Genomic DNA, 14,678 nt, shown 5'->3' with positions numbered 1-14,678 from the left:
CAACAAAGCGCACACCGGCCTATGGTAAAATCAGGCGCATGACTACCCCTACACAAAACACTGATCCAGCACGCGAACTCGCCAAATCCTTTGACCCAAAAACCATTGAAAGCCAGTGGTATGCCTTTTGGGAAAGCAAAGGCTTTTATGCCGCCGGCCTCAACCCTGAGGTCCAAGATAACTTCTGTATCCTGCTGCCACCCCCTAACGTCACCGGCACGCTGCACATGGGCCATGGTTTTAACCAGACCATCATGGATGCGCTGACCCGTTACCACCGTATGCGTGGCGACAATACCCTGTGGCAACCAGGGACAGACCACGCTGGCATCGCCACCCAGATAGTGGTGGAGCGCCAGCTGGATGCACAAGGCGTCAGCCGCCATGATCTGGGGCGCGAGAAATTCCTGGAAAAAGTCTGGGAATGGAAAGAATATTCCGGCGGCACCATCACCAAGCAGATGCGCCGCCTGGGGACTTCGCCTGACTGGAGCCGCGAGCGTTTCACCATGGACGCCGGCCTCAACAAAGTAGTGACCGAAACCTTTGTGCGCCTGTTCAACGAAGGCCTGATCTACCGCGGCAAACGCCTGGTCAACTGGGATGTGAAGCTGGGCACGGCGGTGTCTGACCTGGAAGTGGTGCAGGAAGAAGAAGACGGTTCCATGTGGCATATCAACTATCCACTGGCGGATGGCTCCGGCCAGCTGACTGTCGCAACCACGCGCCCGGAAACCATGCTGGGTGACGTGGCGGTGATGGTGCACCCCGAAGATGAGCGTTATGCGCACCTGATAGGCAAAACCGTTGCCTTGCCGCTGTGTGCGCGTGAGATCCCGGTGATCGCCGATGACTATGTGGATAAAGAATTCGGTACCGGCGTGGTGAAAGTGACGCCGGCGCACGACTTTAACGACAATATGGTTGGCCAGCGCCATGGCCTGGACAAGATCATCATCCTCAACCTGCAAGGCTTTGTGCCAGAGGCAGCTGAAGTGTATGCCGCCGATGGCAGCAGCAAAGCCGCGATCAGCTTGCCTGCCAATCTGGCCGGCCTGGAGCGCTTTGCTGCCCGTAAACAGGTGGTCGCTGACCTTGAAGCTGCTGGCTTGCTGGTGAAAGTTGAAAAACACAAATTGAAAGTACCGCGTGGTGACCGTACCAATGTGGTGATAGAACCCATGCTGACCGACCAGTGGTTTGTTGCGATGAGCAAGCCTGGTACAGACGGCAAAAGCATCACTGAAAAAGCGCTGGAAGTGGTGGCCAATGGCGAGATCAAGTTTTACCCGGAAAACTGGGTGAACACCTATAACCAGTGGCTGAACAATATCCAGGACTGGTGTATCTCACGTCAGTTATGGTGGGGTCACCAGATTCCGGCCTGGTACGGCGATGACGGCAAAGTCTATGTCGCCCATGATGAAGCGGAAGCCAGGTCACAGGCAGCAAAAACGGGTTACAGCGGCGCACTGACCCGCGACCATGATGTGCTGGATACCTGGTATTCATCTGCCCTGTGGCCATTCTCGACCCTGGACTGGACCGGCGACGATGCCATAGATGCACAGAATCAGGCTTTACAGCAGTTTCTGCCATCGTCAGTGCTGGTGACAGGTTTTGATATTATTTTCTTCTGGGTGGCGCGCATGGTGATGATGACCAAGCACATCACCGGCAAGATTCCGTTCAAGCATGTGTATGTACACGGCCTGATCCGCGATGCCGAAGGCCAGAAGATGTCCAAGTCCAAGGGCAATGTGCTGGACCCGATAGATTTGATAGACGGCATAGACCTGGAAACGCTGGTAAGCAAACGCACCACTGGCCTGATGAACCCTAAAGATGCGGAAAAGATAGCGAAACGTACGCGCAAGGAATTCCCCGAAGGCATTGCCGCTTATGGCACCGATGCACTCCGCTTTACCTTTGCCAGCCTGGCTTCACCAGGACGCGATATCAAATTCGACCTGCAACGCTGCGAAGGTTATCGCAACTTCTGCAATAAGCTGTGGAACGCGACGCGCTTTGTGCTGATGAATACCGAAGGCCAGGACAATGGCTTTGGCGTGGAAAGTTGCGACGATGGCGGCCGCAAATTCAGTCAGGCTGACCGCTGGATAGTCAGTCTGTTGCAGCGCACCGAAAGCGAAGTGGAACGCGCGTTCAACGATTACCGCTTTGACCTGGCGGCCAAGGCGATTTACGAATTTGTCTGGGACCAGTATTGCGACTGGTACCTGGAAATCGCCAAGGTACAGATCCAGGGTGGCAGCGAAGCCGAGCAGCGCGCGACACGCCGCACCCTGCTGCGCGTGCTGGAAACCATTTTGCGCCTGGCCCACCCTATCATCCCGTTTGTGACCGAGGAGATCTGGCAGACAGTAGCACCGATGACAGAGTTGAAAGACAAGTCACGCGGTACGCAAAGTATTATGTTGCAGGCTTACCCTAAAGCCGATCTGGAAAAAATCGATGAAGCAGCCGAAGCCTGGGTGGCAACACTGAAAACCGCGGTGGAAGCCTGCCGTAGCCTGCGTGGCGAGATGAGTATTTCGCCGGCGGCGAAAGTGCCGTTGATCGCGGCCGGTGATGCCGGGCAACTGGCGGCATTCGCGCCTTACCTCAAGTCGCTGGCCAAGCTTGAAGATGTCGCCATCGTCGCCGAATTACCAGAGGCTGATGCTCCCGTCATGCTGGCCGCCGACTTCCGCCTGATGCTGAAAGTGGAGATTGATGTGGCCGCCGAGAAAGAGCGCCTGGGCAAAGAGATCGCCAGACTGCAAGGCGAGATCACTAAAGCCGATAGCAAACTGGGCAACGAGAGTTTTGTCGCGCGCGCCCCGGCTGCGGTGGTAGCGCAGGAAAAAGCCCGGCTGGCTGAGTTCAGCGCCAACCTGGAAAAATTACAGGCGCAACTGGCAAAGCTGAAGTAGTTTTCGGGCAGACACCTGATCAGCTGGCAATGCTGCGGCCAGTGCTCAGGCCGCAGCCTGTTTAAGTGAGCATCAGGTACTCAACCCCAGTGCCCCGTTCAGGTCGCGGTGCCGCATTTATGGCAGAACTTGGCAAACGCGTTCTTGCGCGAGTGGCAGGCAACGCAATAATTGTGCAGGCAGATGCCACAATGGTTGCAAAAATCATTTTGCTCGTTTTTAAGGTCTACACTGCGCTCACAACCGGGGCAGATGCCTTTAGCCAGCCTGGCTAGCGCCGTGTCATAACTGAGCTCTTCCCGCCGTTTGAACTCGGGTTGTGCTTCGGTGGACTTTTGTTGCTCCAGGTAATTCTGTAGCGCCACGATGGCGTATCTGCCACCGGCGACTGTGACTATGATCCCCACCAGATAACGGATATAGCCGCCATAATCCGGCAGGTAAGGCACCAGCTCGACAAAAAAAGCCAGCAGCGCAAACAGTATGAAACCCCAGACAAACGGCCAGTATTGAGACTTGCGCTTGTTGGCAAACAGCCAGGCGGCCAGGGCCAGCAAAGGCAAGGTCAGCAACAGCCGGTATAAAAACACGCGCGTTGCCTGCGACTGGTAGGCCTCGTCAAACCGCTCGCGCGCGTCATCTTCCAGTGCATACACTTGCGTGTCCAGCTGTGTTTCGCGCTGGGAGATATCGGTTTGTTTCTGCTGGATATCTTCTACCGCTTTTTCAGAATCGCGCTCCAGTACTTTTAGCGTATCCAGGGCACGGGTGCGGCTGACCAGCTCTTCGTCCTGCTCCTCCTGTTTGGTCACATCGCGGGTGGCTACCCAGTTATCAAAGAGACTGCGCGCCGCCTGGTAATCTTTTTGGCGGATAAGTAACTGCAAGTTGACTTGCTCCAGTTGATCAGCCAATGTCTGGCGCTGCCTGGCAAGCACCTTGAGCTCGGTACGCAAGGGATCGATCTTGCGGTGATTGACGAAATGCTCTGTGGTGTAGCTGGTTTCTACCCGCGGCAGATCGCCTATGACATTCTGGCCCAGGCCGGTGAGAAACCAGGCAAATATAATGGCCACCATCCATAAAGCACGGTTAAACCATTTTTCGGATAAACGGACGCCTTTGCTCATGACATTGCCTTTAACAGGGATAGCCAACGATGCTAACGGGGTTTCAGGTTTGCGGCAAGCAGCTTGTTTGGCAGGCGGTACTGGTATGTGGGCAACACAGGCGGTAAAATGCGGTTTTAATACCTTGGCTGGCAATGGCTGAACTCAAACAAGATTCACCCGATGAAGTGCTGTGCAGTTGCAGCGGCACCACGCGCGGCATGATTCAGGAGCTGGTCAGGCAAGGCAAGGATCTGAACGCCATTTCGCGTTATTCCGGCGCGCTGACCGGCTGCGGTGGCTGTGAGTGGGATATAGGCGAACTGGTGAAGGCATTGTTGGCTAAATCGACGGCTACATCGACGGCCGCACCGCCGCTAGCACCTGATCAGCCGGAGTGACCGCAGACCCTGCATGCCGGGTCTTTGCTTAACTTGATACTACGCCATTCGGCACTTAAAGCATCCAGCAACAGCAATCTGCCCTGCATGCTATGCCCTATATTCAATAACACCTTGATCGCCTCAGCCGCCTGAGCTGACCCTATCATACCCACCAGCGGCGCAAATACGCCGTTATCGGCACAACGTAATTCCTGGTCATCGCCAACGTCGGGGTACAGGCAATGGTAGCAGGGCGACTCGGCATGCCGGAAATCAAACACACTCAGTTGCCCTTCAAAACCGATCGCAGCCCCGGAGACCAGCGGTGTTTTCGCGCTAAAACATAATTGATTCAACAGATAGCGGGTGGCAAAGTTATCCGAGCAATCTATCACCACATCGGCAGCCACAATGCGTTCAGCTGCTTGCTGTTCGGTCATGCGGACCAGGACGGGATCAACGGTGATAGACGGGTTCAACTGTGCGATGGTCGCTTGCGCTGACAAGGCTTTATTCTGCCCGACGGCAGCGGTGGTATGTATGATCTGGCGTTGCAGATTGGTCATGTCCACCTGGTCAAAATCACAGATGGTCAGCGTGCCTACGCCCGCCGCCGCCAGGTACATGGCGACCGGCGCACCCAGCCCACCCGCCCCTATGATCAGTGCGTGGCTCAGTGTCAGCGCCTCCTGGCCCGCATATTCGATCTGCGGCAGCATGATGTGCCGGCTATAGCGCAGCAATAAATCGTCTTGCATACTTTATATATCACTTCCCTCAGGGCAGGCGCTGTGCCTGCACCATTTGCTGGATCAGCACTTTGGGTGACAGCATGACCAGCCTGTCATCAAACACTGCATCCCCGCTTTGTTGTCTGGCTTTGTCCACAAAAAAGAGGTCGCCATCTGCATTCTCCTGCTCATCTGCATGCACAGGCGCGGCCATCGTGTGACTCACACCGCCAGACACGGATTGTATGCCACCCAGCCCGTTTTCGCCATGCGAAAGCACGATGGCCGCCGGGCGACTGGGGTTGCTGGTCGCCGCGCCGCTATCGCCCACCACCTGGATATTGCTGGCACCTTCAGCGTCAATGACTGAAAACCACTGCGTATGCTGGCTGAATGTTCTGTCTGCGCGATAGCGGAAGTAACGTCCCCAGGCGTCGGTGGCCACCAGGCCTAGCTGCATCCACGGCAGCAGGCCTTCTTCATCAACACAGCTTTGATCGGCGCGCAGATTCTCCCAGCCATCGGGCGGGTTATCGGTATCCGGGCATGGCAGATAATGATGAATGATCGCGTGCCCCAGCAGGGCCTGCTGCGCCATCTGTAGCCGCTGTTCTGTTTGCTGGTAGTGCTGCAGGCTGTGTTGTACCCGCAATGGCGTCATCAACCAGCCCATCATCAGGCTGAGCACCGCCAGTGCTATCGCCAGCTCTAACAAGCTGAAGCCTTGCAGCGCGAGTTTGCAAACCTGGTGGCGCGGCTTGCTGGCCGTCTGATACTTCAAGGCAGTACTCATGGTTCCATACTGTCGTTACTGGGCATGTCGATGGCATTCGCATCCTTGATCTGTAACTTTTGCAACGTTGCCGCCTCCAGATAGGCGGCAAAACTGCTTTTGTCAGTTTCAGTGAGGCGCATTTGTGGCAGTAACTTTTCGCCGGCGACGACCAGTGTCGCCCGCTGTGGTCCTGGCTGATAAAACACCTGCTCTCGCCAGCCATTTTGCTGGAACCAGTGATGCATGGCATCGCCATCCAGCATCTGCTGCAAAGCCAACGGCCAATTTGCGTCGGCAGCGAGGGGCAGCCTGCCCAGGCCGGAAGTGGCGGGTAAACATAGGCCGGCGCTTAAAGACTGATCGCCCAGGCAGCTGCGGTCAGCCATGGCCGCCGACAGTGGCAAACCAGCGCAGGCACGACCGATACAGCGAAACGCCCGTTTTAATTCCGAGAGTACCTGTTGCTGCATGCGTCTATGCATGAGGGTGGCTGTGACTGGCCAGACCACATCGTTAAAAGAGAGCGAAGCCGGCGCCTGCACAAAACCCTGGGCCATATGCTCTACCGGGCTGGCATTGTCTCCCAGCCCGGACAGATCAAGATAATGTCTGGCCTCCTCGCTGCTGAGTACATCGCGTTGCTGCAGCCAGCCATCTTTACGTAGCAACGGTTGCATGGGGGCAATAATGACGGCGACCACGCCACTACCCTGGGTCGCATCCCACACCATGCCGTTCAAAGTGCGCACAGTCCAGCTGCCCGGGGTATCAGTATTCAAGGGCAAGACGCGCGTATTGTTTTTGTAACGTTCTGACACTGCATACCATAAGCGCTCGCCACTGCCATCGCGAATATCGCCCAGGCCTAAGGTTCTCCAGGGCAAGCGCCCCAGGCGAGAGGTTTTACTGCAGTTGACTTCTGCAATGCCGTCATTATCACGGTCCGGGCAAGGCAGATCACCCGGTCGCGCGCAGTTCTTTCCGCATGGCCTGGTCGCCACCAGCGGCTGATAGGCATAGGCCAGCAAGGCCTGCTGGGCCAGCGCCAGTGATGCCAGTCTGAGATCGCTTTAATCGCAGCATATCGCGTCCGACGAGACAGGCCACATCTGGGGAAAGTTAAACAACTGCAATTCGCATTGCGCTGCGATCAGATCGGTGGATTCTTCTAGCGTCCAGCTACAGCCCCGTAACACAAACATACCTGTATACACATGCTGCAATCGCTGCAACCACTCCAGCACCTCTGCTTCGTGGTGGACTGACCAGCGCATCCTGACCGGGGTCACTGTCATAGCCAATCCGGCCATAGACTTGCCTGGCCAGTATGGATCGCAGGCGGCACCTTCACACGTGATAGCAGGCTGGATGTCATATTGCATGTGCGGCAAATGCCATCGCTGTTGCAGTGCAAGCCAGGTCGCAACCCATTGTTGCCGATCTGCGGGCTGGTTCATCTTCTGCTGTTTCCAGCGTGTGCGGTGGGCAAGATAAAAGGTGACATACGCTTGATAGCGTGCGTGTTGCATCACCTGCTGCCGGGTAGCATGCAGTTGCTGTTCAAGCTGTGCTAATTGGTTGCTTGTGTTAACTTGCCCCACAAGATTGAAACCTGTTACCGCGAAACCCAACAAGCACACCAGTAACCAGGCCAGTAAAAAAAAGCGCAGGGCAGACCAATATTGACTAAACATCATCTTCCAGTACTTTCTGCCGGGCGCAATCTTACGATGAGTGATGGCTGGTGATCAGGTGACAGTGATAGCCTTGTATCTCCCTGCTGTGACGGACCGCCTGATGCAGTTAAATCATTGATCTCTTTTAGCTCAAGGATGTCAGGGTGCAGGCGCAAGCTCTCCAGCAGCGCTTGCCACGCCTGATGCACCTCTGCAGGATGCGCGGCCTTCTGCCTGAAAAACCTGATGGTGACGGTTTCTGCCCAATGTTTGTCTGGAAGTGCAGACTGCATATGTCCTAAAGCAGGTGTGTACCCATAACCCCAGTCAACGTTATTCACTTGCCAGACTGTCTGCCCTTTCACCACTGCCTGCAGGATGGTGAGTGCCCGATCAGGGAAGTTCTCTGCAGCTTCCAGACCTTGTACAGCCTCTGAGAATGCCTGCAAGCGTGGCAGATCCGCGTCTGCGACCTTCCAGGCGGGTTTGGCCGATTGCCAAAGCTGCAACAGGGCTCGCGTTCGCCGGATTTCGGATTGCTTTTTTTGCAGGGCTTGCTGGCTCATACAGTTCGCCACTACAAATAAACAAATCATAAACACGCCCGCTAGCGTGATCATGCGTTTAGCTCGTATCACACGGGCGTTCAGCAACGCGGCTTTCGGTGCAAGATTTGGCAGCCGGCAGTTATGTAACACCACTTGAATAGCGGCCCAGTCCATCACCGCCAATCCACCGGGCAAAAGCGGCCAGCCTGATTGGCGCATCAACTCTGCATAAGAGAGATTGCTTTGCTGAATGACATCGGCTAGTTCTTTGGATGTGGATATATTGCACTCTGCATCGTCACTCAACCACAGCAACTGCAGTGGCTCGCCCTCCTGCAGCCATTGCTGGCTCAGCAGATACAGCCTGGTCTGGGCAATCTCACTGCTGATACGCAGGTGCAGGGATGCATCTGGCACTAGCGTGATCAAGCGGCTAAACATAAGCTGTGACTGATATAAATAACGCAGACGGAGTTGCTGTTTTTCAAAGTAGCCTATCAGGCACTGCGTCTGCCCGGATTGCCAATCTTTTACCCAGCAAGGGCTACATAAAGCCTGGGTATACACACCCTGCACGCGCAGTGCCTGCGACTGTAGCAACTGACTCAATGGCTGGTTATGTATGGCTGCAAACATGTAACGCTCTGCCTGAGGCTGCCCTGGTGTGCCGCCCACCCTGTGCACTGCATGCAGGCCTTGTGCAAATGGCCACGCCGCCAGCCGGCGCGCCAGCAACTGTTTTCTGGCCGTGCCACGCACAGGCGGGCATGTTTCAATATGATAGTGTTCCTCGGCGAGATCAGTCAGAAAATACAGGTTTGCACCGGGGTATCGTCCAAGATTATCCAGCAGCAAACCCCGGTTGCCCGCATCCGCGCTAAACACATACAAGGCCTGATAGCGCCAGCCTCTGAAATGAACCACCCGCCATTCAGTCTCCCCCACCAGTACCACAAGTTGGTATCGCGCCATGGCTTAAAACCGCAACGTTGCAAAGCTATCGTAGACTGGCAGCATGACTGCTGCCATCAGAAACAACAGCATCAGCCCTAGCACCATGGTCAACACTGGTTCCAGCAAGCGTAGCAACAACTGCATCTGCGCCTGTACCTCCCTGTCATAGAAAGCGGCTTGCTGTGCCAGCATACGGTCCAGGGCGCCTGTGGTTTCCCCTACCCGTATCATGCGTACCAAAAGTGACGGGAACATGCCCGTGGCAGCGAAGCTGCCCGCCAGCCCCTCACCGGCCTGCACGCGCTGGTGCACCTGGTGCAGCGCTTGCGCCATGGCGCGGTTATGCAGCAGTGGCTGGCACCATTCGAGCGCCTGCAGCAGCGGGATACCCGTGTGGTACATGAGCCCCAGAAAGCGACACAGCCTGGTCAACACCAGTTGTTGCCATAAACGGCCTATCACCGGCAGGTGCAACAACTGCTGGTCCCAATAGAGCGCCCAGGCCGGCGAGCGCCTGATGGTGAAGCGCAAGCCTGCCACCAGCAGCAGCAAACCCACCAGCATGACACCACCATAAGCCACCACCCAGTCAGACAGGCCCAGTAGCAGGCGGGTGGACCACGGTAACTCCTGGCCCAGGCTGTGCAGGAAACCCACCATCTGCGGCACCAGAAAGGTCAGCATGACCGCGGCGGCGACACACACCATCACGCATAACAGGGCTGGATAAGTCAGCCCGCGCCGCGTTTGCGCGATGAGGTCAGCCTGCCATTGCAGTGTCTGCGCCAGATGGCCGAAGATCTCTGGCAATTGGCCGGTGTGCTCGCCGGCGGCGACTAAATGACAGATCAAGGCAGGGAACACTTGCGCTTGTGCCTGCAGGGCCTGCGAAAGCAATTTTCCGGCTTCCAGCTCCTGCTGCAAGGCGCGCATGGCCTCAGCCATCAAGCGATGTTCACATTGTCCGGCCAATTCTTCCAATGCCTGCAACAAAGGCACACCCGCATGCAGCAATTGCTCCATTTGCACGCAGAACAGTATCAGCTGCTGCGCCTGGATACGTGGTTGCAGCCAGGCCGAATGCTGCGTGATGCTGGCGGTGAGCAACTCCAGCCCTTGCTGTTGCAGGGATCGTTGCAGCGCCTGTTCACTTGCAGCGTGCAATGTGCCGCGTTGTTGGCGTCCGCGGCTGTCTATCGCCTTGTAGCGGTAACTGGTCATGCCTGAGGCCACTGCAGATAAGCACTGATATCCACTACCCGGCGCAGTTCTTCCAGGCTGGTTTCGCCTGCCAGCACCTGTTGCAAACCCTCTTCTGCCAGTGTGGTGTAGCCATACACACTTGCCTGCTGCTGTAATTCCGCCATTACAGTCTGCCTGGCCAGCATTTCATCCAGCGCAGCATGCATAGGCAGGATCTCCATAATGGCCAGGCGCCCGCGGTAGCCGCTCATGCGGCAATGGCTGCAACCACCCGCTTGATAAACAGGCATGTCGTCTGGCGCATCGCGCAGGGGTAGGCGTTGCAAACATGCCTGCGTGATGGCATCTGGCAGCACCTGTATTTTGCAATGCGTGCATAAGCGCCTGAGCAGGCGTTGTGCAACCACACCGACCAGACTACCTGCCATCATTTGCGGTCTGATACCAAAATCCTGTAACCGTGCAAACGCTGCAATCGCATGATTGGTATGCAAGGTGGTCATCACCAGATGCCCGGTCATGGCCGCACGGATCGCCATGGCGGCGGTTGGCTCATCGCGTATCTCGCCAACCAGGATAATGTCGGGGTCTTGCCTTAATATGGAGCGGATGCCGTTGACGAAATCAACCTTGTTCGCCTCATTGACCGAGGTCTGCCGCATCAGCATATGCGGATATTCCACCGGGTCTTCCAGGGTCATGATGTTGACATGCTGGTGGTTGAGGTGGCCAAGCATGGAATACAGCGTGGTGGTTTTGCCGCTGCCGGTGGGGCCAGTCAGGATCAATAATCCTTCCGGCTTTTCCAGCAGGTGTTTTAGCAACTGTAATTGCGGCATGCGCAAACCCATCGCCTCGAGAGGAATGATGGATTTCTGCCGGTCCAGCACGCGCAGCACGATATTTTCACCATGCAGAGTGGGATGACTGGAAACCCTGAAATCGATCTGGCTGCCGCATAAAAACAGGTTGACGCGGCCATCCTGCGGGGTACGCTGCTCGGCGATATCCATGCCGGCCAGTATCTTGAGCCGCACGCACATGGCGGGCCAATAGTGGTCATGCAGGCTGCGGATCTGCCATAACACGCCATCTATGCGATAGCGTATCCTGAGAAACGCCTGCTCCGGTTCAAAATGAATATCCGATGCACCTTGCTTGACCGCATCTATCAATACTGCATTGACCAGGCGGATGACAGGCCGCACGTCTGGCTGTGAAACATGCGGTGTGGACGCAGCCTCGTGTTCTATCTCGTGCAGGATCTCATCAAGTGACAGATGATGCCCATAACATTTGTCCAGTGTTTGTTCTATCTGTGCCTCAGTCGCCAGCACTGGTTTGAGCTGTAGCTCGCCTTTGACTAAATAGCGTAACTGGTCCAGCACCGCGATCTGGTTCATGGCTGCCATCGCCACCCGCAACGCTTTTTTGTCTGCAGAGAGATCCAGCGGCAGCAGGCGATGTTGCCTGGCAAATGCTTCAGGCACCAATGCCAGCACTTCAGGGTCAGGGATCACTTGCGACAGATCGATACTTTCCTGCGCATGCTGCTGGGCCAGCACGTCCCTGACCATGGCATCGGTCACGAAATGCAGCCGCACCAGTTGCTGGCCAAGTGGCAGCTGGCTTTTACGCTGCTCTATCAAGGCAATATCCAGCTGGTCTGCTGTGATCATGCCCTTGGCCAGCATCCAGTCACCCAGAGAGTTCTTGTCTGCTGTGCTCCACATGGCTAGCCCTGACCCTGGTCGGAGTAAGCATGGCTCACAGGGTCATGCTCATAAAAGGGGATCTCCAGTCTCAACCTCTCCAGGTAGTCCGCCTCGCTTTGACCATCTCCCGATCGCCGGGCTAGCAACAGCATGCCTTCCATTGCCTCTACACTATGGGTATCGTGGGTCAAGACGATCTGAAAGGCTTGCCTGGCTAAAGGCAGATGCCCGGATCGCAAATGCCTGTATCCGTCGGCGATTTCAGTCAGCACCAGCGCTTCTGCTACCGGCGGACGCAGGATCTGCAATTGCCAGGGCGGTAGATGAGGTACCACGTTCGCTGTGCGATCGGACTTGTCAGCCTGCGCGTGTGGTGCGGGGGCTTCAGGCAATGGCTGCTTGGCTGGCTTAAACAATGAGTCAGCGCTTTTTGCTTGCATATTCATTTCTGACAACAAGGGCATGGCAGGTATATCGCCTGTCATCAGTGGCGGCGGCTGATCCGGCACCTGTGTCTCGGCAGCCAGAAAAACATGCTGCACTATTGGCAACCCAATCAGCAGGATCCCGACCCAAAGCACTGCCAGCAAGCATCTGTCACTGCTGGTAAATGCTGTATTCATGAGCGACCCACGATAAATACGTCGGTACGTCTGATATCGCTTGCTGCGTAGCAGCTGCTGCCTGATCGTGGCGTAGGGATTCACAACGATTCCTCTACCCTTAAATCAAACTCATCGGCAGGCAAGGATTCCGGCAACAATGGTTCGAATGGCTGCAAGTCCCCGGTCTTCACATCTGCCAGGCCGATCACGGTTGGCCGCAGGAACACCACAAGCTCGGTTTTCCTCGCTGCCTGATTGATGCCTTGAAACACGTAACCGATGATAGGGATACTCGCCAATCCCGGCACCCTGTCCTTGAAATCACGCTGATCTTCCTGCATCAGGCCGCCAAGTACCGCCACATTGCCACTGGCGATATTGAGTACCGATTCCATTTCCCGCACCTGTATCTCGGGAATGCTACTCACGATGCGCGTACTGCCACTGCCTAATTGCGGGTTGGGGTCCTCAATGTAACGCAACACTTTGGAGACGGTGGGCCTGACATTCAGATTGACGCGCTTCTGGCTGTTGATCTGGGCCGTCACGGCCATCACCAATCCCACCGGGACTGTATTTGCCATGGTGGTCACCGACTGCAGGTTGGCCGCGTTATTACTGCTGCTTTGCGAGATCTGCGATTGAATCGTGAAATACACCAGGTTATCCACCACTTTTAATATGGCGGTCTGGTTGTTCAACACCATTAATTTAGGGCTGGAAAGCACCCGCGTCTTGCCAAACTGTTCTAGCAAGGTGACGCTGGCGCTCAGATTGCCAAAGCGGCTGGAGGGGTTCAGGTAGCCAAACATAAACGCCACGTTGCCATTGTTCTGGCCGAGTGCATTTTTACTGTTGTTGGCTTCCCAGCTACGAGTATCGCTATTGAAGTGGGCGGCCTCGCTGCCTAGCGATTGCGACGCCTGCCATCCGCTTTGCCTGGCTGATGAAGACAAGCGGCTCCAGTCTATGCCCATCTGAAAGCTTTTGCTTAACTCGACTTCGACTATGGTCGCCTCAATCAGTACCTGCCTGGCCGCCACCTGCATGACGGATTCCAGATAGGATTTCACTTGCGCCTGCTGGCTATGCGAAGCGCGTACCGTCAATATGCCGGTCTCGGGATTAGCGATCAGCCGTGAAGCACGCCAGCGTATATGGGCTTGCTGCGCCTTCTCCGACTGCACAGATGTCTGCGCTGGCACTATGTTCTTTTCGGCGGTAGTGCGTGACGCCTCCATGCCATCCGTTGCTTCAGTGGCAGGCAGCGCCAGGCCTGGGTTGGATACGGCACTTTCCACCACCTCGTCCCTGGCGATGCTGGCTTTATCCGTCTCCTCCAGCAAGGCCTGGATATTTTGCACCACGCTTTCCCATAAATGGTAACGGGATTGTGTGGCGACTGCCGTGCGTGAGCTGTTGCTATTGCCACCTGCGGTTGGCTGCGCTTGTACCATGACACTATTATTATTTTGGCCAGCGCTGGTCGCAGGCCTGCCGGTACTGTTGATTTCGCTGGCGACACCGATAAAACCGCTGGTATCGCGCGTCATATTCACATAATTCAAGCGATAACTGCGCAACACCGGCATGTCAGGCGCGATCGACCAGGTACCGTTGCCCCACTCGTAATACATATCCACCTGCCTGGCAATGCGCGACAAGATCGCCGGGATAGACTGCTGCACTGCATGTAAGGAGACTTTACCTCTTAGGCCAGGATGGATATCCATGTTGAGCTGGCTTTCTCTGGCAAGCGCCTGCAACACTTCCTGCACCGGCGCCTCGTGGACGACAAGATTCACTAATATGGTCGGTGTCGCCGATTTTAAAGGCGGTCTGGGCACCTGCGCGGACGCTACTTCATAGGTCTCAACTTCAGGATAAGGGGCTAGCGGTGTTGCTAACGCGGCATCAGGTGTGTGTTCAGGCAGGTGTAAAGTCGGATGACGATGAGTGTCATTAACGGCATGGGTGGCGCATGCTGTCAGCCATAAACATACAAGCAGTATGGCCGAAAAACGCATCCACGCCCCCGATCAC

12 protein-coding genes are annotated in these 14,678 nt (G+C 55.9%); 2 read left to right on the top strand and 10 right to left on the bottom strand.

Annotation, left to right across the window (positions count from 1 at the left end):
* Positions 1-38: 38 nt before the first annotated feature.
* The gene (locus tag ACT6RZ_RS09135) at positions 39-2,936 is read left to right on the top strand and encodes a valine--tRNA ligase (RefSeq protein ID WP_444701810.1); all 2,898 of its coding nucleotides are present in this window, start codon (positions 39-41) and stop codon (positions 2,934-2,936) included.
* A gap of 98 nt (positions 2,937-3,034) precedes the next feature.
* On the opposite strand, the gene ACT6RZ_RS09130 is transcribed toward ACT6RZ_RS09135, so the two are convergent.
* Positions 3,035-4,066, bottom strand: coding sequence for a serine endopeptidase (locus ACT6RZ_RS09130; protein ID WP_444701809.1), 1,032 nt, complete (start codon positions 4,064-4,066; stop codon positions 3,035-3,037).
* A 134-nt stretch (positions 4,067-4,200) separates the two neighbouring features.
* On the opposite strand from ACT6RZ_RS09130, the gene ACT6RZ_RS09125 reads away from it, so the two are divergent.
* Positions 4,201-4,446 carry a (2Fe-2S)-binding protein gene (locus ACT6RZ_RS09125; protein WP_444701808.1) on the top strand — a complete coding sequence of 82 codons (246 nt, stop codon included), beginning with the start codon at positions 4,201-4,203 and terminating at the stop codon, positions 4,444-4,446.
* Here the strand turns inward: ACT6RZ_RS09125 and ACT6RZ_RS09120 are convergent.
* From ACT6RZ_RS09120 to ACT6RZ_RS09080, 9 genes are all read right to left on the bottom strand, one after another.
* On the bottom strand, positions 4,434-5,186 hold the full coding sequence (locus tag ACT6RZ_RS09120; protein ID WP_444701807.1) for a HesA/MoeB/ThiF family protein: 753 nt from the start codon (positions 5,184-5,186) through the stop codon (positions 4,434-4,436). The two genes, ACT6RZ_RS09125 and ACT6RZ_RS09120, sit on opposite strands and share 13 nt — an antisense overlap.
* 19 nt (positions 5,187-5,205) lie before the next feature.
* On the bottom strand, positions 5,206-5,952 hold the full coding sequence (locus ACT6RZ_RS09115) for a type II secretion system protein (RefSeq protein WP_444701806.1): 747 nt from the start codon (positions 5,950-5,952) through the stop codon (positions 5,206-5,208).
* Positions 5,949-6,962, bottom strand: coding sequence for a hypothetical protein (locus tag ACT6RZ_RS09110; RefSeq protein ID WP_444701805.1), 1,014 nt, complete (start codon positions 6,960-6,962; stop codon positions 5,949-5,951). The genes ACT6RZ_RS09115 and ACT6RZ_RS09110 overlap by 4 nt, the downstream gene beginning before the upstream one ends.
* Positions 6,963-7,004: 42 nt before the next feature.
* Entirely contained in the window at positions 7,005-7,628 is a 624-nt protein-coding gene (locus ACT6RZ_RS09105) for a hypothetical protein (RefSeq protein WP_444701804.1), read from the bottom strand.
* Positions 7,628-9,130: a hypothetical protein gene (locus tag ACT6RZ_RS09100; RefSeq protein WP_444701803.1), complete on the bottom strand. Its 1,503-nt coding sequence runs from the start codon at positions 9,128-9,130 to the stop codon at positions 7,628-7,630. Before ACT6RZ_RS09100 ends, ACT6RZ_RS09105 begins: the two co-directional genes overlap by 1 nt.
* A gap of 3 nt (positions 9,131-9,133) precedes the next feature.
* Positions 9,134-10,333, bottom strand: coding sequence for a type II secretion system F family protein (locus ACT6RZ_RS09095; protein ID WP_444701802.1), 1,200 nt, complete (start codon positions 10,331-10,333; stop codon positions 9,134-9,136).
* Entirely contained in the window at positions 10,330-12,048 is a 1,719-nt protein-coding gene (locus ACT6RZ_RS09090) for a GspE/PulE family protein (RefSeq protein ID WP_444701801.1), read from the bottom strand. The genes ACT6RZ_RS09095 and ACT6RZ_RS09090 overlap by 4 nt, the downstream gene beginning before the upstream one ends.
* Before the next feature lie 2 nt (positions 12,049-12,050).
* A complete protein-coding gene (locus ACT6RZ_RS09085; RefSeq protein WP_444701800.1) occupies positions 12,051-12,653 on the bottom strand; it encodes a hypothetical protein in 603 nt (200 codons plus the stop codon).
* A gap of 80 nt (positions 12,654-12,733) precedes the next feature.
* A complete protein-coding gene (locus ACT6RZ_RS09080; RefSeq protein ID WP_444701799.1) occupies positions 12,734-14,662 on the bottom strand; it encodes a type II secretion system protein GspD in 1,929 nt (642 codons plus the stop codon).
* Positions 14,663-14,678: the final 16 nt, after the last annotated feature.

It is taken from the genome of Methylophilus sp., from assembly GCF_052437885.1.
Lineage (GTDB): Bacteria > Pseudomonadota > Gammaproteobacteria > Burkholderiales > Methylophilaceae > Methylophilus.
Note: the sequence above shows the minus strand (reverse complement) of the source record. Positions and strands in the feature narration are given on the sequence as shown.